General features: G+C 68.3%; 26 protein-coding genes and 1 pseudogene. 7 read left to right on the top strand and 20 right to left on the bottom strand.

The window, feature by feature from the left end; all coding sequences use genetic code 11:
* The first annotated feature begins 25 nt into the window (after window positions 1–25).
* From DAA40_RS14040 to DAA40_RS14025, 4 genes are all read left to right on the top strand, one after another.
* Window positions 26–307: a GNAT family N-acetyltransferase gene (locus DAA40_RS14040; protein WP_106850359.1), complete on the top strand. Its 282-nt coding sequence runs from the start codon at window positions 26–28 to the stop codon at window positions 305–307.
* 22 nt (window positions 308–329) lie between these two features.
* On the top strand, window positions 330–611 hold the full coding sequence (locus DAA40_RS14035) for a GNAT family N-acetyltransferase (RefSeq protein WP_106850358.1): 282 nt from the start codon (window positions 330–332) through the stop codon (window positions 609–611).
* Between the two features lie 190 nt (window positions 612–801).
* On the top strand, window positions 802–1,833 hold the full coding sequence (gene mtnA, locus DAA40_RS14030) for an S-methyl-5-thioribose-1-phosphate isomerase (protein ID WP_106850357.1): 1,032 nt from the start codon (window positions 802–804) through the stop codon (window positions 1,831–1,833).
* Entirely contained in the window at window positions 1,833–2,474 is a 642-nt protein-coding gene (locus DAA40_RS14025) for a class II aldolase/adducin family protein (RefSeq protein WP_106850356.1), read from the top strand. Before mtnA ends, DAA40_RS14025 begins: the two co-directional genes overlap by 1 nt.
* Before the next feature lie 42 nt (window positions 2,475–2,516).
* On the opposite strand, the gene DAA40_RS14020 is transcribed toward DAA40_RS14025, so the two are convergent.
* Window positions 2,517–4,325: a penicillin-binding transpeptidase domain-containing protein gene (locus tag DAA40_RS14020; RefSeq protein ID WP_199849802.1), complete on the bottom strand. Its 1,809-nt coding sequence runs from the start codon at window positions 4,323–4,325 to the stop codon at window positions 2,517–2,519.
* A 208-nt stretch (window positions 4,326–4,533) separates the two neighbouring features.
* Between DAA40_RS14020 and DAA40_RS14015 the strand changes: the two genes are divergently transcribed.
* Window positions 4,534–5,337 carry a GAF and ANTAR domain-containing protein gene (locus DAA40_RS14015; RefSeq protein WP_199849801.1) on the top strand — a complete coding sequence of 268 codons (804 nt, stop codon included), beginning with the start codon at window positions 4,534–4,536 and terminating at the stop codon, window positions 5,335–5,337.
* Window positions 5,338–5,372: 35 nt separating this feature from the next.
* Here the strand turns inward: DAA40_RS14015 and DAA40_RS14010 are convergent, their stop codons facing one another.
* The 8 genes from DAA40_RS14010 to DAA40_RS13975 all read right to left on the bottom strand — a co-directional run bounded on the left by DAA40_RS14010 (window position 5,373) and on the right by DAA40_RS13975 (window position 11,722).
* On the bottom strand, window positions 5,373–6,200 hold the full coding sequence (locus DAA40_RS14010; RefSeq protein ID WP_158716452.1) for a sigma-70 family RNA polymerase sigma factor: 828 nt from the start codon (window positions 6,198–6,200) through the stop codon (window positions 5,373–5,375).
* 103 nt (window positions 6,201–6,303) lie between these two features.
* Window positions 6,304–7,059, bottom strand: coding sequence for a fructosamine kinase family protein (locus DAA40_RS14005; RefSeq protein ID WP_106850353.1), 756 nt, complete (start codon window positions 7,057–7,059; stop codon window positions 6,304–6,306).
* 80 nt (window positions 7,060–7,139) lie between these two features.
* On the bottom strand, window positions 7,140–8,534 hold the full coding sequence (gene dnaB, locus DAA40_RS14000) for a replicative DNA helicase (protein ID WP_106850352.1): 1,395 nt from the start codon (window positions 8,532–8,534) through the stop codon (window positions 7,140–7,142).
* A 562-nt stretch (window positions 8,535–9,096) separates the two neighbouring features.
* Window positions 9,097–9,555 carry a 50S ribosomal protein L9 gene (gene rplI, locus DAA40_RS13995; RefSeq protein WP_234356392.1) on the bottom strand — a complete coding sequence of 153 codons (459 nt, stop codon included), beginning with the start codon at window positions 9,553–9,555 and terminating at the stop codon, window positions 9,097–9,099.
* Window positions 9,556–9,569: 14 nt separating this feature from the next.
* Window positions 9,570–9,806: a 30S ribosomal protein S18 gene (rpsR, locus tag DAA40_RS13990; RefSeq protein ID WP_106850351.1), complete on the bottom strand. Its 237-nt coding sequence runs from the start codon at window positions 9,804–9,806 to the stop codon at window positions 9,570–9,572.
* Between the two features lie 51 nt (window positions 9,807–9,857).
* The gene (locus tag DAA40_RS13985) at window positions 9,858–10,352 is read right to left on the bottom strand and encodes a single-stranded DNA-binding protein (RefSeq protein WP_106850350.1); all 495 of its coding nucleotides are present in this window, start codon (window positions 10,350–10,352) and stop codon (window positions 9,858–9,860) included.
* Window positions 10,353–10,478: 126 nt separating this feature from the next.
* On the bottom strand, window positions 10,479–10,769 hold the full coding sequence (gene rpsF, locus DAA40_RS13980; protein WP_106850349.1) for a 30S ribosomal protein S6: 291 nt from the start codon (window positions 10,767–10,769) through the stop codon (window positions 10,479–10,481).
* A 200-nt stretch (window positions 10,770–10,969) separates the two neighbouring features.
* Window positions 10,970–11,722 (bottom strand): enoyl-CoA hydratase-related protein, encoded by a 753-nt coding sequence (locus tag DAA40_RS13975; protein WP_199849800.1) that lies wholly within the window; start codon window positions 11,720–11,722, stop codon window positions 10,970–10,972.
* 199 nt (window positions 11,723–11,921) lie between these two features.
* On the opposite strand from DAA40_RS13975, the gene DAA40_RS13970 reads away from it, so the two are divergent.
* Both DAA40_RS13970 and DAA40_RS13965 read left to right on the top strand, forming a co-directional pair.
* Window positions 11,922–12,107 (top strand): Rv0909 family putative TA system antitoxin, encoded by a 186-nt coding sequence (locus DAA40_RS13970; protein ID WP_106850347.1) that lies wholly within the window; start codon window positions 11,922–11,924, stop codon window positions 12,105–12,107.
* Between the two features lie 86 nt (window positions 12,108–12,193).
* Window positions 12,194–12,424: a hypothetical protein gene (locus DAA40_RS13965; RefSeq protein WP_106850346.1), complete on the top strand. Its 231-nt coding sequence runs from the start codon at window positions 12,194–12,196 to the stop codon at window positions 12,422–12,424.
* A gap of 108 nt (window positions 12,425–12,532) precedes the next feature.
* Here the strand turns inward: DAA40_RS13965 and DAA40_RS13960 are convergent, their stop codons facing one another.
* The 11 genes and pseudogenes from DAA40_RS13960 to DAA40_RS13915 form a co-directional block, all read right to left on the bottom strand.
* A complete protein-coding gene (locus DAA40_RS13960; RefSeq protein ID WP_234356391.1) occupies window positions 12,533–13,309 on the bottom strand; it encodes an LLM class flavin-dependent oxidoreductase in 777 nt (258 codons plus the stop codon).
* 29 nt (window positions 13,310–13,338) lie between these two features.
* The gene (locus DAA40_RS13955; protein ID WP_199849799.1) at window positions 13,339–15,240 is read right to left on the bottom strand and encodes a cation-translocating P-type ATPase; all 1,902 of its coding nucleotides are present in this window, start codon (window positions 15,238–15,240) and stop codon (window positions 13,339–13,341) included.
* Window positions 15,237–15,596, bottom strand: a complete 360-nt coding sequence (locus DAA40_RS13950) for a helix-turn-helix transcriptional regulator (protein WP_040158801.1) — start codon at window positions 15,594–15,596, stop codon at window positions 15,237–15,239. The genes DAA40_RS13955 and DAA40_RS13950 overlap by 4 nt, the downstream gene beginning before the upstream one ends.
* Window positions 15,597–15,685: 89 nt before the next feature.
* Window positions 15,686–16,225, bottom strand: a complete 540-nt coding sequence (locus DAA40_RS17070; RefSeq protein WP_040159888.1) for a hypothetical protein — start codon at window positions 16,223–16,225, stop codon at window positions 15,686–15,688.
* A 537-nt stretch (window positions 16,226–16,762) separates the two neighbouring features.
* Window positions 16,763–17,272, bottom strand: a pseudogene (locus tag DAA40_RS17065) (plasmid recombination protein); the annotation flags it as partial.
* Between the two features lie 466 nt (window positions 17,273–17,738).
* Window positions 17,739–19,649, bottom strand: coding sequence for an RNA helicase (locus tag DAA40_RS13940; RefSeq protein ID WP_040158805.1), 1,911 nt, complete (start codon window positions 19,647–19,649; stop codon window positions 17,739–17,741).
* A 308-nt stretch (window positions 19,650–19,957) separates the two neighbouring features.
* Entirely contained in the window at window positions 19,958–20,206 is a 249-nt protein-coding gene (locus tag DAA40_RS13935; protein ID WP_040158807.1) for a helix-turn-helix domain-containing protein, read from the bottom strand.
* The gene (locus DAA40_RS13930; RefSeq protein WP_040158809.1) at window positions 20,206–20,418 is read right to left on the bottom strand and encodes a hypothetical protein; all 213 of its coding nucleotides are present in this window, start codon (window positions 20,416–20,418) and stop codon (window positions 20,206–20,208) included. Before DAA40_RS13930 ends, DAA40_RS13935 begins: the two co-directional genes overlap by 1 nt.
* Before the next feature lie 182 nt (window positions 20,419–20,600).
* Window positions 20,601–22,037: a recombinase family protein gene (locus DAA40_RS13925; RefSeq protein ID WP_106850343.1), complete on the bottom strand. Its 1,437-nt coding sequence runs from the start codon at window positions 22,035–22,037 to the stop codon at window positions 20,601–20,603.
* A gap of 43 nt (window positions 22,038–22,080) precedes the next feature.
* The gene (locus DAA40_RS13920) at window positions 22,081–22,332 is read right to left on the bottom strand and encodes an LLM class flavin-dependent oxidoreductase (protein WP_199849798.1); all 252 of its coding nucleotides are present in this window, start codon (window positions 22,330–22,332) and stop codon (window positions 22,081–22,083) included.
* A 38-nt stretch (window positions 22,333–22,370) separates the two neighbouring features.
* Window positions 22,371–22,790: a helix-turn-helix domain-containing protein gene (locus tag DAA40_RS13915; RefSeq protein ID WP_106850342.1), complete on the bottom strand. Its 420-nt coding sequence runs from the start codon at window positions 22,788–22,790 to the stop codon at window positions 22,371–22,373.
* Window positions 22,791–22,792 lie beyond the last annotated feature (2 nt).

The raw sequence follows: 22,792 nt of genomic DNA, 5'->3' as shown, positions 1-22,792 counted from the left end.
CGCGCGACCGGCTAGCGTGGCGGACATGGATGTCACCGTGCGCAAGAACGAGCAAGAGGGTCGCTACGAGGGGATCACCGCCGACGGTGACGTGGCCGGCTACGCGGACTACCACCTCTCCGGAGACCGGGTGGTCTTCCCGCATACCGTCACCCACCCTCAGTACCGCGAGCAGGGCGTGGCCGCGCAAGTGGTGCGCGCCGCGCTCGACGATGCGCGCGATCGGGGGCTGAAGGTGGTGCCGAGCTGCTGGTATGTCGCCGGGTTCATCCGGGACAACCCGGAGTACGCCGACCTCGTCCGGTAGCTTTCTGCCTATCCTGGGGCGCATGGAGTTCACTGTCAGCTTCAACGAGCAAGCCAATCGATTCGAAGCGGTCACCGACGACGGCACCCTCGCTGGCTTCACCGAGTATCACGTGGAGGGTGAAACGGTCGTCATGCCACACACCGTGACCGAGGACGGCTTCGAGGGCCAGGGGGTCGGGTCGAAGGTCGTCAAAGCGGCGCTGGAGGCGGCTCGCGGAGACGGCAAGAAGGTCGATCCGAAGTGCCCCTTCGTCGCCAGCTACATCGAGCGCCACCAGGAGTACGCCGACCTCGTCGCCTAAGCCCGCTCCCGCCGGCCCCTCCGTCGCCGCCGCTCAGCACAAGCGACCAGCGCACCCGACGCTGGGCAAATCTGCAAGACCCAAGCCCGGGGCAGGCGAACCGCACCCAGCGACGTGCTGTCGGTCAGTACGGCGTTCGGGGTCGTTAGTCTGAGGCGACTGCTGAACGGTGTGGGACGGAGGGCAGGACGTGCGTCCGATTGACTGGGTCGATCAGGCCGGCGACCAGCCTGGCTACCTGAGGCTGCTGGACCAGACGCTGCTGCCGCTCCAGACCATGATGCTGGAGATCCGCACTGTGGACCGCCTCGTCGAGGCGATCTCCCGACTCGCCGTCCGAGGGGCGCCAGCCCTCGGCGTGGCGGGCGCGTTCGGCGTGGCGCTGGCCATGCAGACCCTCCCGTCGTCTGAGGTGCCAGGCGCCGTCCGGCGGATCCGCGACGCCCGCCCGACGGCCGTGAACCTGGCGTGGGGCGCCGATCTCGCCGCCGCCGAGATCCCACACGGCTTCGACGCCGTCCTCGACGTCGCCAAGCAGGTCAGGGACGACGACATCGCCGCCTCGAAGCGGATGGCGCGCATCGGAGCCGACGAACTCTATCGCGAGCTGGGTGAGACCGCGAAGCAGAACGGTTTGCGGCTGATGACGATCTGCAACACCGGTGCACTGGCCGCAGTAGAGCGCGGCACCGCCCTCGGGGTCATCGAGGAGGTCCACCGCGACGGCCACCTCCAACGCGCGCTCGCGTGCGAGACCCGCCCGCTGCTGCAGGGCGCCCGGCTGACCGCCTGGGAGTTGCAGCAGATGGGCGCGCCATTCGACCTGCTCGCCGACTCGGCAGCGGCGTCCACGATGCGGCGAGGTCAGGCGGACGCGGTGCTGACCGGAGCAGACCGCGTTGCGGCCAACGGCGACAGCGCCAACAAGATCGGCACCCTCGCCCTCGCGCTCGCCGCACGGTACGCCAGGATCCCCTTCTACATCGTGGCTCCCGAGACGACGATCGATCGGCGGACGGCGTCCGGCGACGACATCGAGATCGAGGACCGCGGCAGCGCGGAGGTCTGCGAGCTGCAGGGTGTGCGGATCGCCCCGGCCGGCACGACCGCACTCAATCCCGCTTTCGACGTCACCCCGGCCGATCTGATCACCGCGATCATCACCGATCGACGCGTCATCCGCCCCTCGGCCGGTGAGCGCCCCGACGACGAGACCAGCTGATGAGCGCGCCCAGGTTCCAGTCGGTGGACGCCGCGATCGACGATATGTCTCGATTCGGGGCGCAGGCGGTCATCCACGGCCTGGCGCTCGCCAGCGGCGGGAACCTCTCGGCGCGCGGGCCGAGCAGCCGCGAGGTCGTCGTCACCGGCAAGGGGGCCTTCCTCGACCAGCTGGCGGCCGACGACTTCGTGCGCATGAGCCTGGACGGCGGCGCGCTGGGCGGCGGCACACCTTCGTCCGAGTGGAGGCTGCACCAGCGCACCTACCTCGCCCGACCGGACGTGAACGCCATCGTGCACCTGCACCCGGAGCACACGGTGCTGCTCGACGCCCTGGGCAAGCCGATCAGGCTGCTGACCCTCGACCACGTCGCGTACGTCGGTCGGATCCGCAGGATCCCCTTCTATCCCAACGGATCCGACCAGCTGGCCGATGCGGCGGCCCAGGCCGCCGTCGATTGCGACTGCGTCGTCCTGAGTCACCACGGCTGCTCGACGATGTCGGCCACCGTCACCGACGCCTTCCGGAAGGCCGTCAATCTCGAGAGCGCCGCTCGCGCCACCTACCGGATGCTGCTGCTCGGCGATGAGACCACCGAGTTCCCCCGCGAAAAGCGACCCCTCGCCGTCCACCAGGACTGACCCCAGCTGCCCGCCAGCGTCCCTTGCCGACCGGTACGGCGGCTACTGGGGGATGTAGTCTTCGGCGGCGCGCAGGAAGTCACCCGCCACGCTCACCGCGGGCTGGGACGAGCCTCCGCCGACTACCAGGACGGCGAAGGCCATGTCCTGGTAGTACCCGATGAACCAGCCATGCGACTGCGTGCCGTCACCGAACTGCGCGGTGCCTGTCTTGCCGTGCCCCCCGCCGATGTCGCTCAGCGCGGTCGCCGTCCCGGACGTGACGGTCTCGGCCATCATCTCCTGCATCGCCGCGATCACCTCCGGGGACGGCGACCCGGGATCCTGATCGGCCTTGGTCTCCGTACCGGTGACCAGTACCGGCTTCGGCGTGCTGCCGCTGGCGATCGTGGCCGCGATGAGGGCCATGCCGAACGGGGAGGCGACGACCTTGCCCTGCCCGATCGAGTCCTCGACCATCTGGGCGTCGCTCTCTGCGGGAGGAACCTTGCCGGTGATGGTCGTCATCCCCTCGACGATGTAGTCGATGCCGAGGCCGAGGCGCAGCGCCTGCTGGGTGAGCGCATCGGCCGGCAGCTCGACCGCGAGCGCGGCGATCGTCGTGTTGCAAGAGTTGGCGAACGCCGTGTGCAGCGGCACCGAGCCCAGGTCGAACTGCTCGTCATTCGGGATCGTGCGTCCCTTGATCGTTGCCGTGCCCGGGCAGGGCAGCACCGTCTCGGGCGTTGCCGTGCCGGCCGCCAGCACAGCCGACGTGCTGACCACCTTGAAGGTCGAGCCCGGCGGGGAGAGGCCGGTCAGCGCGATCGGGCCCTCCGCGTCGGCCGGCGCGTTCTGTGCGACCGCGAGTACGCCGCCGGTGGGGGGCTGCAGGGCGACCACGACGGCCTGCCCTTGGGTCTGGTCCACGGCCGCCTGGGCGGCGGCCTGCAGGGTCGAGTCGAAGGTGGTTGGGATCGTCGTAACCGGTGTGGCCGGCACGTCCAGTACTGTCTCGACGACCTCGTTGGCCTGGTTCTGGATCTGCACGCTCCACCCGGTCGCCTGCCGGGACGCCGCCTCCCAGGTCGTGCTGAGCCCGGACAGCGCCTGCGAGCGCAACGACTTAGACGCGGTCAGCAACCTCGCCTGCTTGTTGTGGCTGAGCCCGGCCAGCTCGGGGATCTGGACCTGCGCGGCGTCCTCCTGCCGCAGGGCGACGAGGGTGTACGGCTCGGTGGCGCCGCTGAGCTCAGTCAAGATCGACTCGGCCGTGAGCGTCGGCACCACGCCGCTCAGCGCGTTCGCGAGCGCCTGGGCGGTCCCAGCGGGATCGCTCACCGCCGCAGGGTCGATCCTCACCACCGTGACGAGCTGCTCGCTGAGCACAGGCTGACCGTTGCGGTCGAGCACGACCGGCTTGTTGCCGGGCGCCTGGACGATCTGCAGGTGCGTGTCGCCGGTGAGCTTGGGGTGGATGACCGACGGGGCCCAGTCGATCTTCCAGGCGTCCTGGTCGTCGGTCACCAGCGGCGCGGTGACCTGGTAGTCGATGTCGCGCCCGAGCACCTGCAGGCCCACGTCGTACGTCGCGGTGCCCTCGGCGACTGACGCGTCGGCATCGGTCAACGTGTACTCGATGTCGGGACCTTGCAGCTGACCGCTGAGAAAGTTCAGGTCGGCCTGCGCCTGGTCGGGCTCGGTGGTGTACGACGCGGCCTCGTCGTAGTCCCCCGAGCTGACGGCGTTCGCGAACTTCTGCGCGACGTCCTCCGCCTCATCGCGCTCTTCCTTGGCACGATCACATGCAGCCGCCAGCAGGACGAGGACGGCGACGAGGGCGACGAGTAGTCGGCCAGATCGGTGGCGCAAGATGACTCCTTCGACGAGTGGCCGGGAGGACCGGAGCGCTCGGAGCGCTGCAAGCCGAACGGCCGGCCCACCGTACACTAAGCGCTCGGCGGGCGACGCCGCTGTGCGAGCCACTACTAGGATGATGATCGAATTCTGAAGCAAACCGGAACCCAATAGTCCCCCGGCTCGACCCTCGGGCCGCCGAAGCACCCCAGAGGACCTCACAGTGAGCGCTTCAGAGACCACCTCGATCCCGCAGTTCGAGCCGCGCAGCCTCGAGCGAAAGATCGGCAAGGAATTGCGGGACACCGAGCCTGGCAAGGTCTTCCAACGCCTTGCCGAGCTCATCTACGCGGATTCCGATCCCGGGGCGATCCACCTCGCGCTTGCCAACGCGGCGGTCGATCTGATCGACGGCTGCGATCACGCCTCGATCATGGTCGCAGCGAACGGTCGCTTTCGCACCGTCGCCGCCACCGATCAGGTCGCCGCGCATGTGGACATGCTCGAGCGCGAGGTCGGCTCGGGCCCGTGCGTCGATGCCATCGTCGAGGACAACTTCCAGGTCGACCCCAACATCGAGGACAAGTGCCAGTGGCCCGATCTGGCCAAACGACTCCTCGACGAGACGCCGGTACGCGGCATGATCGGCTACCGGATCCTCGCCGACAACCGGAAGGTCGGGGCGCTGAACGTCTTCTCCGACACGGCGGATGCGCTCACCGAGCAGTCCGCCGATCAGGGCGCCGTGGTCGCCTCGTTCGCATCCGTGTCGTTCATGATGCTCAGCGCCAAGGAGCAGGCCGAGACGATGAGCCGCGGCCTGGACAGCAACCGCGAGATCGGCAAGGCGATCGGCCTGCTGATGGCCGCGCACCGGTTCACCGAGGACGAGGCCTTCGAGCTGCTGCGCACCACCTCGCAGAATCTCAACATGAAGATCTCCGCGGTCGCGCGCAAGGTCGTCGAAGGCCAGCAGTCGCAGTACGCACGCGGTGAGCGGGACGCAAAGCCCTCAAGCGCCCTGTAGTCGTTCGGCGACATACCCGGACCTTGCGCCGCGGACTATGCGCTGCGGCGTTCCGCCAGGTCGTCGTCAGCGACCGTCCGGAGTCGATCGAGGCTCTTGCGCAGCAGGCGGGAGACCTGCATCTGCGACACGCCGATCCGATCGGCGATCTGCTGCTGCGTCAGGTTCTCGTAGAACCGCAGCCGCAGCAACTCTTGCTCGTCGTCACTCAGCGTCTGGATCATCGCCCGCACCGACATGCCGACCGTCAGTTGGTCGATGTCGCCCGTGCGGGGGTCGCCGACCAGGCTGACGGCCGACGGTGTGCCGTTCTCGGTGGCGGCCTCAAGCGAGACGAGCCGGTAGCGCGCACCGGCCTGCTGTGCCTCGCGTACCGCCTCGACCGTCATCTCAAGATGCTCGGCGATCTGCTCGGCGGACGGCGTGCTGCCGTGCTCCTGCTCGAGGTCGGCCGCGGCCTTGCGGACCCGCGGTACGTCCTCCTGCAGCCTGCGCGGAGGGCGAATGGTCCAGGCCTGATCGCGGAAGTACCGGCGCAGCTCGCCCAGGATCGTGGGCGTGGCGAAGGTGGAGAAGCGCGCGCCGTTGTCGGGCTCGTACCGCTGCACGGCAAGTACCAACCCGGTGTAGGCGACCTGCACGAGGTCATCCAGTGGTTCGCCGCGGCCTTGGTAGCGGCGCGCGAGTGCGCGCGCCAAGCCCAGTGATTGGGCTACCGCGGCTTCCTGCAACCTGCGTCGCCGTACGGGGGTGGCGCCGCACGCCTCGGCGAGCAGCGACTCGATGGACGACCGGGCCGACGGTGAATCGGCCGGAAGCTCGGTGGACGGATGGGGGGACGTGACTCGATGCGTCAGGCTCATCGCCATGACCTCTCTGTCGCGTGAGGTAGGCCGAGGGCTACGCCTACCTCAGAACGCTATTCACCTAGGGCCCGGCTCGCAACCGATTCTCGAGAACCGCGGTTTAGACGCGGCCAACAAAGGGCAAAATCGCGCGTTCGAGCATCGCGAGATAACCGGAACCAAACAAGGCGACGTGCGCCAGCAGCGCAAACACCTGGTGAACGGCGACGCGGTCCTGCCATCCATCGGCCAGCGGCCGCTGTTCGTCGTACGCCGCGACGATGCGCTCCAGGTGCGGCGCGCCGAACAGCGCGAGCATGGCCAAGTCGGCCTCGCGGTGGCCGCCGTGCGCCGCTGGATCGATGAGCGTGGCGCCGTCCGCCGTCCACATCAGGTTGCCCGACCATAGATCGCCGTGAATCCTCGCCGGCGGCTCTCCGGTGTCCAGCTCGCCGGTGCCGATGAGTGCGGTGAGCTCGCGAAGCGAGCTGCGTACGCCGTTCGGGAGCGGGGTGCGCTCGGCGAGCGGCTCGATCATGGTGTGCGCGTAGTGCTCACTCCATGTGGCGTACGGCGCGAGGGGCAACTCGAAGACGTCGTCGGCCGGACCGAAGTAACCCGGTCCGCTCCATCCCGGCGGGGGTGCGCCGTACGCCGGCGCTCCGAGGTCATGAGTCTGGGCGAGGCGGCGGCCGAACTCCTCCGCGGCCTCCGGCGTCGGCGCGACCGCGCCCAGCTCGACGAGGTCCAGATGACCCTCCCCGACATCGAGGACATCGACGACCGGTGTCGGTCCCTCGGCCAGCCAGCGCAGACCTGCCGCCTCCCAGGCGAAGTAGCGCGGCGGGGTGCTGCCCGACTTGCGGAAGATGCCCATGACCCGACCGTACGGGCCTGGGGGCCGGGCCGTCGGTGCCGGTTGCGTTTTCGGGCGACGGCGCGCCACGCTGAGCCGCCCTAGTCCATACCCGCATCGGCGAAGCGGCTGAACTTGCCCTGAAAGATGGTCAGCGCCTCTCCAGTCGGTCCGTTACGGTGCTTGGCGACGATCAGGTCGGCTTCCCCCACGCGGTCGGTGTCGGACTCGTAGACCTCCGGCCGGTTGATCAGTATCGCGACATCGCAGTCTTGCTCGATCGCACCCGACTCGCGCAGGTCGGACAGCATGGGCTTCTTGTCGGTGCGCGTCTCGGGCCCACGGTTGAGCTGCGAGATCGCGATCACCGGAACCTCGAGCTCCTTGGCAAGCAGCTTCAGCGCACGGGAAAATTCCGACACCTCCTGCTGACGGGACTCGACGCGCTTGCCTGAGGTCATCAGCTGCAGGTAGTCGACGACGATCAAGCTGAGGTCGTGACGCTGCTTCAGGCGCCGTGCCTTGGCGCGGATCTCCATCATCGACATGTTCGGCGAGTCATCGATGAACAGCGGCTTGTCAGCGATCTCCGAGCTCTTCAAAACCAGCTTGCTCCACTCGTCGTCGTTGAGATCACCCGAGCGGATTCGGTTCAGTGGGATGGACGCCTCCGCGGAGAACATCCGCATCGCGATCTCGGACTTGCTCATCTCGAGCGAGAAGATCACCGAGGCCTTGTTGTGGCGTAATGAGCAGGACCGCACGAAATCCAGCGCCAGGGTGGACTTGCCCATGCCGGGGCGGGCAGCGACCACGATCATCTGCCCTGGAAACAGGCCATTGATGATCTCATCGAGGGAGTGGAATCCGGTGGGGACGCCGGCCAGCTCGCCATGCGCCCCGATCATCTCGATCTCGCTGATCACCGGCTCGATCAGCTCACCGAGGACGACGTAGTCCTCGCTGGTGCGGCGTTCGGTGACGTCGTAGATCGCTGCCTGCGCACGGTCGACGACCTCATCGACCTCGCCAGGGGTGTCCAGGTCGCCGCTGGCCGCCCCATAGCCCATCTGCACGATCCGGGTGCCGGCGTCCACCAGCCGACGCAGCACCGCCTTCTCGGCGACGATGTTGGCGTAGTAGCCGGCGTTGGCGGCCGTCGGCACGAGGTTGATCAGGGTGTGCAGGTAGGCCGCGCCACCGATGCGCAGCAGCTGGCCGCGCTTGGTCAGCTCGTCTCCGACGGTCAGGATGTCGGCCGGCTCACCGCGGCCGTAGAGATCGAGGATCGCCTCGTGGATCAGTTGGTGCGCCGGCCGGTAGTAGTCATCGGTCTGCAAGGCCTCGACGACATCGGCGATGGCGTCCTTCGAGAGCATCATGCCGCCGAGGACGGACTGCTCTGCCGGGACGTCCTGGGGAGGCTGCCGGTCGATCTCACTGCGCGTTGGCTCGTCGTAGTCCGGTGGGGTCTCGAGCAACTTTTCTCCCCTCATCTCGGTGCGTGGCCGAGGACCGGTCTCGCGATGGCGTGGCATTGGCCCATGCTTCCCGGAGCCTCAGACAAAAAGCGGTTGAGCGGTACCCACGGGCTGGACGACGACACGATAGGACCGCCGCGCGCCGGCTTTCAACTCTCGATGTGTACGGACCTGTGGATTGTTTGTGGAGGAGTCCCGAGGGCGTGTGGACGACGCGCCGAGAGCTTGTGAGTGCGGCTGTGCACAAGCCTGTGGGTTTCGCAGAATATCGCTGCTGACCTGGCCTTTTCTGGTTCACATCCTGTGGATAAGAATTTCTCCGGAGACTCTTACCACTGAGTAGCTTCGGCGTATACACCGTGGTATCGGCGCGCCGCAAGACCATTTGGACCCGACTTTTGCCCAGGTTATCCACATGGACAACGCGCCCTTCACACGCGTCCCAGCGCCTCGCGTCGGCCGCCGACGACGACGAAGAGGGGTTATCGGCACCAAGCGGGGATTTATCCCCTCTCGATGCCGACAACCCCTCTTGGACGCCGGCCTAAGCCGGCAGGTGTGCGGTGTGCTCCGTCGGCTAGCTCGCGGCGACGACCTCGATCTTGAACGAGCCGGTGACCTCGTCGTGGATCTTGACGTTGACGTCGTGGGTGCCGGTCGACTTGATCTGCGAGGGCAGCTCGACGCGGCGCTTGTCCAGCTCCGGGCCGCCTGCGGCCTTGACGGCCTCGACGATGTCACCGGAGGTGACCGAGCCGAACAGGCGGCCGTCGGAGCCGGCGCGGGCTGCGTGCTTGACGCTCAGGCCCTCCAGCTGCGAGGCGATCTGCTTGGCGTGGTCGAGGTCGCGGGCGCCGCGGACCTCACGGGCGCGCTTGATCTGGGCGATCTGCTTCTCGCCGCCCTTGGTGGCGACCATCGCGTAGCCGCGCGGGATCAGGTAATTGCGGCCGTAACCGCTCTTGACCTCGACGACATCGCCGGGGGCACCGAGACCGGTGACCTCCTGGGTGAGGATCAGCTTCATGTTCGACATGGTGTGGCTTCTCCTTAGCGAGCGGTGCTCGTGTAGGGCAGCAGGGCCATCTCGCGGGCGTTCTTGATCGCCCTGGCGAGCTGGCGCTGCTGCTGCGAGGTCACTCCGGTGACGCGGCGGGCACGGATCTTGCCGCGGTCGGAGATGTACTTGCGAAGCATCGCGGTGTCCTTGTAATCGATGTACTCGATCTCAGCCGCGAACAGCGGATTGGGCTTCTTCTTCGGCTTGCGAATCACTGGCTTTGCCATGGGTTGCTCCTGATGATCTAAAGGAAGGGTGCGGCATGCGCCGCGACATGGTTAGAAAGGCGGCTCGTCGCTGAATCCACCACCGCCGCCGGACGCCGGCGCGGAACCCCACGGATCCTCGGTGGCCTGGCCACCGCCACCGAAACCACCGCCACCGCCGTAGCCGCCGCCACCGGAGCCACGCGAGGCGCGGGTTACCTTGGCGGTCGCATAACGCAGGGACGGACCGATCTCGTCGACCTCGAGCTCGACCACGGTGCGCTTCTCGCCTTCCTTGGTCTCGTACGAGCGCTGCTTGAGCCGCCCGGTGACAACGACCCGGGCGCCCTTGGTGAGCGACTCGGCAACGTTCTCGGCCGCCTGCCGCCAGATCGAGCAGCGCAGGAACAGCGCCTCGCCGTCCTTCCACTCGTTGGTCTGGCGGTCGAAGGTGCGCGGCGTCGATGCGACGGTGAAGTTGGCTACCGCCGCACCCGAGGGGGTGAAGCGCAACTCGGGATCGGCGGTCAGGTTGCCAACCACGGTGATGACGGTCTCGCCGGCCATGAGGGGTCCTCTCGAAGTTCCGTTCGCGATGTAGGGGTTCAGTCTCGTCGGCGTCCGCCGCCCTGGGAAGAGCCAGCCCGGGGGCTGTGCACATCCCGGCACCGGTGGAAAACTGACGACGGGCTGTTATCGGATGTCGGGACGGATGACCTTGGTACGCAGGATCGACTCGTTCAGGTTCAGCTGACGGTCGAGCTCGGCGACGGTCGCGGGCTCGCAATGCATGTCGATGACGGCGTAGATGCCTTCGGCATGCTTGTTGATCTCGTAGGTCAGGCGGCGACGTCCCCACACGTCGACGTTATCGACGGTGCCGCCGTCCTTCTTCACGATCGACAGGAACTGTTCGAGCGAGGGATTGATCGTGCGCTCGTCAAGCTGCGGGTCGAGGATGACCATCATTTCGTAATGACGCACTAGTAAACCCACCTCCTCTGGACTGAACGGTTGCGGGCCTTCCGCAACAGGAGGGTCTAGCGTCTGGCGTTCGCCGGTCGGGCGAGGCCGGGTGCCGCACCATGAGGAAAACAGTGCGACGTATAAGACTAACCCGGCGGCTAGCCGAGCGCGAGCGAAGGTGACCGTGATCGCCCGCTGGCGGCTGGCGTCGGCCCGGATCAGCGGCCGGTCCAGCGCGGCGTCCGCTTCTGAAAGAACGCCGCGATACCCTCCTGCCGGTCCTCGGAGTCGTAGACCGTCGTCCGGGCCTGGTCGGTGAGGGCGAACCCGTGCTCGTCGCCGGATCCGACGTACTCGTGAATGACGCCGAGCGCGAGCCGCACCGCGAGCGGACCGTTGGCGCAAATCGTCTCGGCCATCGCGACTGCGTCATCCAGCGCCTGGCCGGGCTCGCTGACTCTGTTGACCAAGCCGTAGGACGCCGCCTGCTGGGCGGTGATCGGCTCACCGGTCAGCGCCAGCTGGGTCGCGATGTTCAATGGAAGCGCACGGGGACCCCGGAACAGCCCCGCGCACGTCGGGATCAGCCCGCGCTTGACCTCGGGCAGCCCGAGGACAGCCTCGCGGTCCGCGACGATGAGATCGCACGCCAAGGCGATCTCCAGGCCGCCGCCGAGCGCGGGCCCCTGCACGGCCGCGATCAATGGCGTCCGGCGCGTGCGGCGGATGATTCCGTACTCGCCGCCACGGTCGGTCACGTAGTCGCCGCCCGCGTTCAGGTCGCTGCCGGCGCTGAACACGGGCCCGGCACCGGTCAGCACGCCGCACCATAGATCATCGTCGTCATCGAGGAAGTTCAATGCCTGATCAAGCTCGTCGGCCAGCGCGCGATCGACGGCGTTGCGCTTCTCGGGGCGGTTGATGGTGATGATCAGCATGTGCTCGCGGCGTTCGTTCTGGACCAGGCTCATGCGCGTCATACTAGGCGCCGCGGCCGCCGTCGCGAGGACGATGACGAGGCGGAGCGAAGCGCACACGAGCGCCCGTGTGAAGCGCGGATGAGGCCGGGCGAATCAGTTCCGCGAATTGCTGCGCGAACGGCCCGGCTCTCGATAGGAAGGACCACAGGCGCCGTCCGGCGCCGGCTTTTCAGCGCAGAGAGGAACTGTCATGGGTATTGGAGACATGGTCAACAAGGGCAAGGACGCCCTCTCGAACGTGACGGGCGACGAGCAGAAGACCGATGCCGCGCTCGACAAGGGTCAGGACTTCGCGAACGATCGCTTCTCCGGCCACGACGACAAGCTCCAGAAGGGGCGCGACGCCCTGGACGACCGCCTTGGCGACAAGAACTAGATCCACCTAGGCTGGACAGTCATCGCCGCCCGAGGCCCTGGGGGTCTCGGGCGGCTTGCCTATCCGACGAGTGCGAGGAGCACCCGATGAGCGAGCAGGACCAGACCATTCCGGCCAATCCCAGCGACGTTCCGGGGCAGGACGGCACCGGACGGGTACCCGGTCAGGGACTCCCCGGTGGGGTGTCCGAGGCCGCCGCCCGCCCGGGCGAGCGACAAGCGGATCAGTCCGTGTCCGACGCGCCGGCCCCGCCGCGGGGCGAGAACCCCGAGGAGACCGACTCGGTCGGCGTCCCTGCGCCTGGCGCCGACTCCTAGCGAGCGCCATGCGTCGGCGTCCGAGCTCCCCGCCGCGACCGGGGGCCGCACAGCCGTCGGCGACCGCTCGGTGGGTGCGCCTGTGCTGGATCAGCAGATGACTGGTAGTCAGCGCCAGCCGAGGGCCGGCGCGACGTGGGTGAGGACCGACTCGATGACGTGGGCGTTGTAGTCGACGCCGAGCTGGTTGGGCACCGTCAGCAGCAGGGTGTCGGCGGCGGCGATCGCTTCGTCCTCGCGCAGCTGCTCGATCAACGCGTCCGGCTCGCCGGCATAGCTCTTGCCGAAGCGCGCCCGCCCGCCCTCGAGGTTGCCCACCTGGTCGCGGCTGCGGGTCTCGAGGCCGAAGTAGGCGCGGTCCTCGTCGCTGACCAGCGGGAAGATGCTGCGGCTGACCGACACCCTCGGCTCGCGGTCGTGACCGGCCTCGATCCACGCGTCCCGATAGCGCTGGATCTGCTCGGCCTGCAGCTGATGGAACGGGACGCCGGTGTCCTCGGTGAGCAGCGTCGAGCTCATCAAATTCATCCCCTGCTGCGCCGTCCACTCAGCGGTCGCCCGCGAGCCCGCACCCCACCAGATGCGGTCACGCAGCCCCGGTGAGTGCGGTTCCAGGCGCAGCTTGCCCGGCGGGTTGGGGAACATCGGCCGCGGATTAGGCTCGGCGAAGCCCTCGCCCTTCAGCAGCTCGAGCAGCACCTCGGTGTGCCGCCGCGCCATCTGGGCCTCGTCCTCGCCATCCGCGGGCTGGAAGCCGAAGTACCGCCACCCGTCGATGACCTGCTCCGGTGATCCGCGGCTGATGCCGAGCTGGAGACGTCCGCCGGAGATGAGGTCCGCGGACCCGGCGTCCTCGGCCATGTAGAGCGGGTTCTCGTAGCGCATATCGGAGTTATAGCACTCGATGATCCCTCCTACTTCCTCATCCTGGCGGCGCGGAGCCCGTTGAGGATCACTATCACCTCGGCGATCTCGTGCACGAGCACCACCGCTGCGAGGCCGAGTACGCCGAACAGGGCGAGCGGCAGCAGGGCGGTGATGATCAGCAGGGACAGGATGATGTTCTGGTTGATGATGTGCCTGCCGCGGCGGGCGTGGTCGAACGCCCGCGGGAGGAGCCGCAGGTCGTGGCCGGTGAAGGCGACGTCGGCGGACTCGATCGCGGCATCGGAGCCGGTCGCGCCCATCGCGATGCCGATGTCCGCGGCCGCCAGGGCGGGGGCGTCGTTGATGCCGTCGCCGATCATCGCGACCGAGCCGTGCCTGCCCAGCTCGCTGATCGCGGCGGCCTTGTCCTCGGGACGCAGCTCGGCGCGCACGTCCCCGATCCCGGCCTGCGCGGCCAGCGCGCGGGCGGTGCGGGCGTTGTCGCCGGTGAGCATGGTCATCCCGACGCCCTGGGCCGCGAGGGTGCGCACGACCTCTGGGACCTCGGGGCGCAGCTCGTCGCGGACCCCGATCGCGGCGACCGGGACCCCGTCGAGGTGCACAATGACGACGGTCATGCCCTGCTCCTCCAGGCCCGCGACCTGGTCCTTGAGCGTCCCCGAGTCCAGCCAGCGAGGGCTGCCGACGGTGACCCGGGCCCCGTCGAGGGTGCCTTCGATGCCGTGCCCGGCCTGCTCGGTGACGTCCAGGGCGGCGGGGGCTCCGGGTGCGGCGGCGGTGATCGCGGCGGCCAGCGGGTGGGTGCTGTGCTGCTCCAGGGATGCCGCCCAGGCCAGGGCCTGCGCCTCGGTCACGCCGTCGGCGGTGAGGACGGCGGTGACGGCGGGCTCGTTGCGGGTGAGGGTGCCGGTCTTGTCGACGGCGACGTGGCGGATCACGCCGAAGCGCTCGAACACGGCACCGGACTTGATGATCACGCCGAACCGGCTCGCCGAGCCGATCGCGGCGACGACGGTGAGCGGGACGGAGATCGCCAGCGCGCACGGCGACGCGGCGACGAGCACCACGAGGGCGCGGGTGATCCACAGCTCCGGGTCGCCGAGCAGCGAGCCGATGATCGCGACGAGAGCGGCGAGGATCAGCACGCCGGGCACGAGGGGTCGGGCGATCCGGTCGGCCAGCCGAGCGCGGTCTCCCTTCTCGGCCTGCGCCTGCTCGACCAGCTCCACGATCGTGGTCAGCGAGTTGTCCGTACCCGCCGCGGTCGCCTCGACCTCCAGGGCACCGGCGGTGTTGATCGCCCCGGCCGACACCGCGTCGCCGGGCTCGACCTCGACCGGGATCGACTCGCCGGTGATCGCGGAGGTATCCAGGCTCGACCGACCTGTGCGGACGATGCCGTCGGTCGCGATCCGCTCACCGGGGCGCACCAGCATGAGCTGCCCGACCTGGAGGTCCTTCGCGGCGACCTCCACGGGCGCGCCGTCCCGCCGGATGGTCGCGGTCTCCGGGACGAGCTTGAGGAGAGCCCGCAGCCCGCCGCGGGCGCGGTCCATGGCCTTGTCCTCCAGCGCTTCGGCGATGGAGTACAGGAACGCCAAGGCGGCGGCCTCCTCGACGTAGCCGAGGATCACCGCGCCGACCGCGCTGATCGTCATCAGCAGGCCGATGCCCAGCTTGCCCTTGAACAGCTTGCGGATCGCGCCCGGGGTGAACGTCGACGCGCCCAGCAGCAGGCCGATCCAGAACGCCACCAGCGCCGGGACCTCCGCCCCTGTCCATTCCAGGACCAGGCCCGTGCCGAAGGCGACGCCGGAGAGCACCGGGACCATGATCCCGCGGTCACGCCACCACGGACGCTCCTGCTCCTCATCAGCTTCCTCGCCGACCCGGGTCTCCGGCTCGTCGCAGCCGCACGCCGCGCTCACGCGCCCGCTCCCGTCCCGCAGCAGCCCGGCACAGTGCACGCGGCGTCCAAGCACGGCGCGTGCTCGTCCACGGCCAGCGTCACGTCCACCAGCGCCGTGAGCGCCGCCGCGAGGTGCGGGTCGGCGATCTCGTAGCGCGTCTGCCGACCCTCGGGCTCGGCGACCACGATCCCGCAGTCGCGAAGACAGGTCAGGTGGTTCGACACGTTCGAACGCGTCAGCTCCAGCTCGCGCGAGAGCACGGCCGGGTAGCTCGGCCCGTCCAGCAGGGTCATCAGGATCCGGGAGCGCGTCGGGTCCGCCATGGCCCGGCCCAGCCGGTTCATGACGTCGAGGCGAGAAGCAATAGTCAGCATGCACTGAACTATACAGTAGTGGCTGACCTATTGTCACTCTGGGGAGTTCTGCCGCACGCGCTCCGCGCGCTTGCCCTCGGGAGCTGGGGTCACCTCCGCCAGCGGGGCCATGACGGCATCCCGCGGCCCTTCCACGTCTCCGCGAGGCCGACGACCCAGCGGGCGGAGGCGAAGAGGGCGTAGCCGGCCCCGGCGAGGCCAGCGCCGACTACGAGCCACCGCCCGATGCCGAGCCACACGCTCCCGTCCACGTCCAGCGCCCACTGAGCACCCGTGATGAGGCCCGCTGCGGCCATCCAGACGCCCGCGACCAGCATCGCGAGCGGCACGAGCGCGAGGAGCATCGCGGCGGCGGCGCTCCAGAGCTGGCGCGCCTCAACCTTCGCTGTCGCGGCGATGATCCGCTCGGCCCGCTCGTTCGCGGCGTCGAGGTTCGCCGTCATCGTGGTCGAGGCATCCCCGGCGACCTGCTCGACGGCCTTCTGCACGCGCTCCTCGGTGCGCTTCTCGATCCGCTGCACCGCACCGCCGACCTGGCTCACGAGCTTCTGGTTCGCCGCGGCCTGCACCTTGAGCCCGTCAATCGCCGAGGCCGTAGCCGCGCGATTCTTCTGCGCCTCCGCGACCAAGCTCTGCGACGCGGCGCTCAAACGCTTCCCTCGAGACTCTGCGCGAACTCGCCGAGCGTGCTCTCGATCTCGCTCAGCCTGCTCTCGACGCTCGCGATCTGCGGCGACGTGCTGGCGGACGGCCGCGAGATCGACGCCCGGTCGATCCGCTTCGTCAGCTCCTCGTCCATGATCTTCTGATGCCCGGTGAGGTCCCTCACGGCCTTCGTCAGCGTCGTGAGCTGCTGCTCGACGGCGGCGTGCTTCGAGACCAACGTCTCCAGCATCTCCGTAGTCCGCTGCTGCTCGATCTTCTCCGTCGCCCTCGCCGTGGCCATCGCGGTGATGCTGTCCATGTCCCTGCTCCTCCTGCGCGCGGATGCGCTGCTCGATCTCGTTCGTGTACTCGTCCAGCACCTGGCCGAACGCCTCTGGGTGCTGCTGCTCGAAGAACTGGCCGAAGTCCGACTGTTCGACCTGCTCGCGGACCGTGGCGAGGTGCTGCGCGGCCTCAGCGGCCCGTTCGCGGGCCTGGTCAACCTTCTTGGCGAACTCCTCGCTGCTCAGGTGCTCCTTCGAGCGCTTGGTGACCTTGAACTCGACGTCGTACCCGGCATCGGCCAGCGCCTGGCGGTGCGCCTTGTGCTGGCGCTGGAGATCGCCGGGACCCTTGAAAAAGTCCTTCTGGCTCAGCCTCCCGTCCTCCGTCACCGGGGTGAACAGGAGCTGGAGTTGAGGATTCGTCTCATCCATATGCACGGAGTAGCCCGGAAGGTTCTGCTGCCCGAACTCCTGGGCGGCCCAGTCGAGCTGCGTGCCGATGTACTGCTCTGCTTCGGCGTTCAGACCGTCCTCGCGCCAGTCCGGGTTGTGCTCGGCGAACCACTTCGGATCGAGCTGCAAGACGAGGGGGCGCATCGCCACCGCGTCGGCCTTGATCTTCTTCTCGACCGTCGCCAGGCGCGCGTCCAGATAGTCCGTCAGCTCTGCCGACGGCGGCCGGTCGTTGCCCTTCTCGTCCTGCGTCACGACCGGGGCACGCCAACCTCCGTTGCCGTCGTTGACCATCGTGATGTTCATCGACGTGCGCGCCGGATCGATGTTCGGGTTCCGCTGAGCGAAGGAGAACCCCGCGGCCTGATCCGCATCGCGGGCGATGTGGCGAACGAAGTTCGTCGCGTGAGCGCCTGACGCCTTGACCTTGTGGCTCGCGTCAAAAGTTGCCGTGTAGCTCATCGCGCACCTCCCGATGATCCGACGCCCGCCGCTGCGCGACGTGCCCCGGAGCCTCCGGCGGCACTCCCGTGGGGCCTTCCGTTCCGGAGGTCATCGCCCCTCCACATCTGGGACCCTGCGCCCTGATGTGGAGCCTCTGCGACAACCTCCGGAACGGAAGGTGTAGCCCCATACACCTTTCCGCTGCGCTCCAAGGTTCCCGGGGCCCTCCGGGGGCCGCTGCGCGGGCATGCAGCCCGATCCTCCAGCGCTCCACCGGAGCCCTGACGAATCGGCTGCGGCTGGCCGTCGAAGGTACTCATCGTGCACCTCCCACGACCAGCAGGCCGCCGTTCGCGCGGAGCCGCGCGACCTTCCGCTCAAGCTCGGCCTGACGGTGGGCCTCCGCCGCCGCTTCGCGCTCGGCCTCGCGCTGGCGCATCTCCGCCATCGCCGCCTCGGCATCCGTGCGGATCGGGCAGGACTCGGTGTGGTCCAGGGCGTAGCCCTGCCACTCGTCGCAGATGCAGCGATCGCGGGGGCTCGGCTCACTCGGTGCAACTGCGACCTCGACGGAACTCTGCGGGATTGGCTGCCCGACCCCGGCGAACTCCGCGAACAGATCGTCCGCGTCAATCGCGTCCAGCTCAGGGCATGCGATCCGGTCGTGCTGCTCCACGATCGGCGCGACCGTGCGCGCCTCGATCGCACCGCGAACGCGCTCCCGCTCGGCGGTGTCCTTGATCGCCTTGCACTTGCGTGCCAGCAGCTCCAGGTCCTGGCGCATGTGCTCGTACCGCTCGTAGCTCTGGTACTCGCGGGTGCCGTTGAGCACGCCGGAGTTCACGAAGATCGAGAACTCACGCTCGGCCACCGGGATGATCACCGGGAAGCGGCGGAACCCCTGCCCGAGGTTCTCCGCATGGTGCTTGACCCGAACTCCGCCCTGCATCGACTCGTACTCGCCCGCCAAGCCCCGGAGGAACTCCTCGTAACCCTCAGGCCCCGTCACAATGTTCACCCGGTTGAGCAGCTGCGTCTTGGACCCCTTGATGTTCACGACCGGCTTCTCGTCCGGCTCGCGCCACGGGCCGAGAATGCGGAAGAGCATTCCCCGGCTCTTCGCCGTGCGGATCATGTCGCCGACGCGCATGTCCTCCCAGATCACGACCGGCTCGCCGTCGTATCCCTCCCACGAGACGTTCTCGCCGCCGACCTTGAAGTACGGCTTGTCCGCGTCCGGGGCCAGGGCGCGAGCGAGCGCCTTCGCGAGCAGGTCCTTGCCCGTGCCGCCCTCGCCGAACACGTAGAAGTTCATGACCGACTCCGGCGCGTCCTGGTGCGAGAGGAAGTCGCCGCGCAGCTTCTGAAAATGCGCCAGGTTGCCCTTCGCAAAGTAGATCGCAGGCTCCTGATCACGGACCTGCTTCAGCGTCAGCGAACCCTTGCCCACGGCCTGGAAGAGCTTGCTCAGCTTCGCGCTGCCGCCGCCCTCCGCGGCGGTGCGGCGCATCGCCATGTGCGCGTCCAGCTCCCGGCCGAAATCGAAGTTCGCGACGATCCGCCCGCGCCCGTACTGGTACTTGCCGGGCTTGCCCTCCTGCGTCTTGTCCACGAGGTAGTGCCGATCCGACTGGTGGATGCCGGGGGTTGCGTCCCTCCCGCGCGATTCGTGCGGCAGGTACTCGGCGAGGTCGAAAAACGCCTTCTCCGCAGCGCCTCGGCCCTTGTGCTCGGTGCCGTCCTGCTCCGCGGTCTCCTTCGGCGGCTTCACCCGCGCCGAAGGGATCGAGAAGGCATCGGAGACCGTGCGGATCGTGGGGCGCGGACCGTCCGCATCGGCGACCCACAGCACCATGTGCGCGTGCAGGCCCTTGATTCCGCAGCACACCGTCTCGCCGGTGCCCTCGTCCACCTCGACCAGGCGGTCGTACGGGTGCCACACGTAGGCCCAGCGGTGGAGGCGATCGCCCAGCGCCGCGAGGCCCTCGTCGATCTGCTCCTGCGTGAGCATGACCTCGCCGGTCTCCGGGTGCTCCCGGTACTGCATCACCGAGAACACGCGCGACTGCATCCGTGCGCGCTTCACCTGCTCCGAGCTCTCCGCAGCCTTCGCCCGGGCGAAAAAATCCTTCGCCTCGGCGACCTGCGCGGGCGTGGATTCGACCACGAACGCCTCAACCTCATCACCGGGATCGGCCCCCGGCACGTCCATCTCGGCGAAGTCCACGGGTGTAGCCGAAGTAGGCGCCTGTGCAGCCGTTTCTGAAACGGATGCGCGGCCACCCAAGGAAGGCCGCGCATGAATTGCGGCGGTAGATCCCAGGTCAGAGCTGAGATCGGCGGGCGTGGCGGAGCCAGCGGAATCGCTCTGTGCAGCCGGATAGCCGTTTTTTTCGGGAAGGGCCTCGACGGCGAGAACCGGGTTCGCGACATTCGGATCGACGACGGGCAGCCCGCCTTCGGCGGGTGCCAGGCCAGGCCCTCCGGGCGGGGTCAGGTCGGCGGACACGAGGGCGCTTGTGCGTTCGGCGGCGTTCATCGGGCACCGCCCTTGCGGTAGCGCTTGATGACGGCCTGGTGCGTGACGCCGAGGGCGTCGCCGATCTTGGCCCAGGTCACACCGTCGGCGCGGGCATCGGCGACGGCGATCTCGACGGCCTCCTCCAGCACGGAGCGGAGCACACCGAGGTCGTAGAGGTGCGCCTCGCTGTCGGCGAGGGCGGGATCGCCCAGACGCCAGCGGAAGCCGTTCACGTAGTCGAAAGCGGTGGAGTTGGCGCTCATCAGCGATCACCGCCCATCACAGCGGCGACCGCGGCGCGCTGGCGCGGGGTCAGCGGCGTGCGGGCCAGGCGCTCACCAGCTCGGCGACCGGCGGCGAGGGCGGCAGCGATGACGGGATCGAGCCCATCAGCCTGCGGAACGGGGTTCAGGTCCTGGTCGAGCCCAGGACGGTCCAGCGCAGATGCGCGGGGAGCGTCGATAACGACAGACATCGGAAGTCCTCAAACATGAGTGTGCTTCCGGTTCCCCGCCACGTTCGTTGGGCTGTTTGACCGGCTACTCATCCGGGAGCAGAACCCCGCGCTTCTAAGTCGCGGCCCCGGTGGGATCTTCTTGTCTGCAACTATTCTCCCACGACTCGACTCACCGGTCCACTGACGAGTCGACTCGCGTGTCAGTCGCGACGAGGCTCTATTCGAATGAGGTCGGGGTCGAACTTCACGTGACCCGGCGCGATGGGCTCGATTGTCACCGTCACCAGCTCGTCCACGAGCATCCGGCGACGGTCCACGTCCAACTCCTTCCACTTCGACTCGACCACCTCGCGGCGCTCCGCGGTGCCGACCAGCTCGTCCACGTCCGCGAGCAGCTTCGCCGCCACCGACACCGATCGGTCGAGCAGCTCCGCGTCGATCTCGTCGATGCGAGCCTTCACGTCGTTGATCGCCGCGGTGATCTCCAGCACGGGCTGGTGGATGTCGCGCAGCAGCGGGCTCAGCTCCTTGACGCGCTCGACCAGGGCGTTCCGCTCGCTCAGCAGCTCTTCGCGGTCCGGCCCAGCATCTTCCTGCGGCATCACGAGGTCGTGCACGTCCACCGAGGACAGTCGGGTGAGCACCGCCTCGGTGACCATCGCATCGACGGGCTCGCGCTGGCGGGTGAGGTGGAACTGCTCACCGCAGCGGTACGTCGGCTGCTTGCGGCTGTTCGTCCCCGAGACGAGCGTCGCGCCGCACTTCCCGCACAGCCCGATCGTGGACAGGAGGTACTTCGGTTGGTTGCCCTGCCTCGCCGACCTCCGCACGTTGTCCTCCAGCTTCGCCACCGCAGCCCGCCATGTCTGTTCGCTGACGATGGGCGGGAACCCCGCGCCCTGCACCGGGTACAGCTCGCCCGAGGCGTAGTGCTTGATGTAGCCAGCGTAGAGCGGGTTCGCCAGCAGGTACCGCACGGCATCGACGGAGAACTCCGCCCCGCGCGCGGTCAGATGACCGGCGTTGTTCAGGTCCTCGCGGATGCGCCGGATCGACAGCGACGGCTCGCCGAGGAACGCGTCGAAGGCCCGCCGAATCGCGTCGGCCTCCTCCTCGATCAGCTCGCCCTCCCTTGTCCAGCCGAACGCCTTCCAGGTGGACGCCGGTATGCCCTCGGCGCGGCGGCGCTCGTTCGACCTGATCTGACGCTCGGCCTTGCGACGCGCCTCGAACCGCGCGAGAGCGGCGAGCATCGTCGCCCGCAACTCTCCGTCCGCCGTCGAGAGGTCGATCTCGCCGTCCACGGTGACGACCCGCAGACCGAGGTCGATCAGCGTGTTCAAGTCCTTCGTGCTGCGCAGCAACCGGTCCATGTCCACCGCGACGACCATCGAGAACCGACCCGCCCGGGCGTCATCCAGCATCTCGGCCCACCGGGTGCCAGCGCGGCGCTTCTTCGTCGCCGAGACCGCGTTGTCGTCGTAGACCTCGACGACCTCCCAGTCCTTCGCCTCGGCCAGCGCCCTGATCTTCCGCAACTGGGTCTCGACCGTCCACCGGTCGCCCTTGCGATCCATCGAAGCGCGGACGTACGCGGCGACCTCGTTCGTCTTCCTCAGCGATACCAGTTCAACCATGCAACCAAGCTTACGTGAACGGGTGTTGTAACCCTGACATGTGCTAGCGCATGTCGATCACGCCGGTGCCGATCTCGATCGTCGACGTCCGCGCGCCGATCGCCGCCAGCAGCGGGAACGGTGAGCCGAGTTGACGGGCGAAGTGATGCACGCGGAAGTAGGCGCCGTCCGCCCCGAGCTCCTCAGCGGCGACCGCGAGGTCGATGGACTGCAGCAAGGCGTCGGACGCCGTCCGCGTCTTCGAGTGCGGGCCGGGCGACCAGTGGCCGAATGACAGGAAGCCGATGTTTTTCATACAACTTTCAACTACCGTCTGGGCCGGATTGTTCCCGATCACCGAAGGTGGCTCTCTCGCAGCGATTCCATCAGCGCCGACCAGGACTCGGGCATCTCGTAGCCCAGGCCCCGAGCCGCGGCGGCCAGATCGGGATCCGCGGGACAGTGCGCTGCGCCCCAGTTCCCGATCGTCGCGAGCACAGGGACGAGGCCGACGCCGCTCTCGGTGAGGCTATATAGGGTCTTCTGCCGGTGCGTCGGGTCGTCGGAGCGCGTCAGCAGCCCGGCCTCGACCAACCGGTCGAGGCGGTCGGCGAGGATGCTGCTGGTGATCCTCTCCCCCGACTCTCGCAGGAGCTCGCGAAAGTGGCGGCGGCCGGCAAAGACGATGTCGCGGAGGATCAGCAACGTCCATCGGTCGCCGAACAGCTCGATCGCGAGATTGATCGGGCAGCCGGATCGTCCGGTCGTCGCCATAA

Origin of the sequence: Blastococcus sp. Marseille-P5729 (assembly GCF_900292035.1) — a bacterium.
Classification (GTDB): domain Bacteria; phylum Actinomycetota; class Actinomycetes; order Mycobacteriales; family Antricoccaceae; genus Cumulibacter.
Note: the sequence above shows the minus strand (reverse complement) of the source record. Positions and strands in the feature narration are given on the sequence as shown.

What these genes read in the sequence shown, in the direction of transcription:
- DAA40_RS14025 (WP_106850356.1), top strand. Translation starts at nt 1,833, where the DNA reads ATGAGCGCGCCCAGGTTCCAGTCGGTGGACGCCGCGATCGACGATATG.
- rpsR (WP_106850351.1), bottom strand. Translation starts at nt 9,806, where the DNA reads ATGGCAAAGCCAGTGATTCGCAAGCCGAAGAAGAAGCCCAATCCGCTG.
- DAA40_RS14035 (WP_106850358.1), top strand. Translation starts at nt 330, where the DNA reads ATGGAGTTCACTGTCAGCTTCAACGAGCAAGCCAATCGATTCGAAGCG.
- dnaB (WP_106850352.1), bottom strand. Translation starts at nt 8,534, where the DNA reads ATGAGGGGAGAAAAGTTGCTCGAGACCCCACCGGACTACGACGAGCCA.
- DAA40_RS13915 (WP_106850342.1), bottom strand. Translation starts at nt 22,790, where the DNA reads ATGGCGACGACCGGACGATCCGGCTGCCCGATCAATCTCGCGATCGAG.
- rplI (WP_234356392.1), bottom strand. Translation starts at nt 9,555, where the DNA reads ATGTCGAACATGAAGCTGATCCTCACCCAGGAGGTCACCGGTCTCGGT.
- DAA40_RS13950 (WP_040158801.1), bottom strand. Translation starts at nt 15,596, where the DNA reads ATGCTGACTATTGCTTCTCGCCTCGACGTCATGAACCGGCTGGGCCGG.
- DAA40_RS13970 (WP_106850347.1), top strand. Translation starts at nt 11,922, where the DNA reads ATGGGTATTGGAGACATGGTCAACAAGGGCAAGGACGCCCTCTCGAAC.
- DAA40_RS13985 (WP_106850350.1), bottom strand. Translation starts at nt 10,352, where the DNA reads ATGGCCGGCGAGACCGTCATCACCGTGGTTGGCAACCTGACCGCCGAT.
- DAA40_RS13935 (WP_040158807.1), bottom strand. Translation starts at nt 20,206, where the DNA reads ATGAGCGCCAACTCCACCGCTTTCGACTACGTGAACGGCTTCCGCTGG.
- DAA40_RS14040 (WP_106850359.1), top strand. Translation starts at nt 26, where the DNA reads ATGGATGTCACCGTGCGCAAGAACGAGCAAGAGGGTCGCTACGAGGGG.
- DAA40_RS13960 (WP_234356391.1), bottom strand. Translation starts at nt 13,309, where the DNA reads ATGCGCTACGAGAACCCGCTCTACATGGCCGAGGACGCCGGGTCCGCG.
- DAA40_RS14010 (WP_158716452.1), bottom strand. Translation starts at nt 6,200, where the DNA reads ATGAGCCTGACGCATCGAGTCACGTCCCCCCATCCGTCCACCGAGCTT.
- DAA40_RS14005 (WP_106850353.1), bottom strand. Translation starts at nt 7,059, where the DNA reads ATGGGCATCTTCCGCAAGTCGGGCAGCACCCCGCCGCGCTACTTCGCC.
- DAA40_RS13930 (WP_040158809.1), bottom strand. Translation starts at nt 20,418, where the DNA reads ATGTCTGTCGTTATCGACGCTCCCCGCGCATCTGCGCTGGACCGTCCT.
- DAA40_RS13925 (WP_106850343.1), bottom strand. Translation starts at nt 22,037, where the DNA reads ATGGTTGAACTGGTATCGCTGAGGAAGACGAACGAGGTCGCCGCGTAC.
- DAA40_RS13965 (WP_106850346.1), top strand. Translation starts at nt 12,194, where the DNA reads ATGAGCGAGCAGGACCAGACCATTCCGGCCAATCCCAGCGACGTTCCG.
- DAA40_RS13975 (WP_199849800.1), bottom strand. Translation starts at nt 11,722, where the DNA reads ATGAGCCTGGTCCAGAACGAACGCCGCGAGCACATGCTGATCATCACC.
- DAA40_RS13920 (WP_199849798.1), bottom strand. Translation starts at nt 22,332, where the DNA reads ATGAAAAACATCGGCTTCCTGTCATTCGGCCACTGGTCGCCCGGCCCG.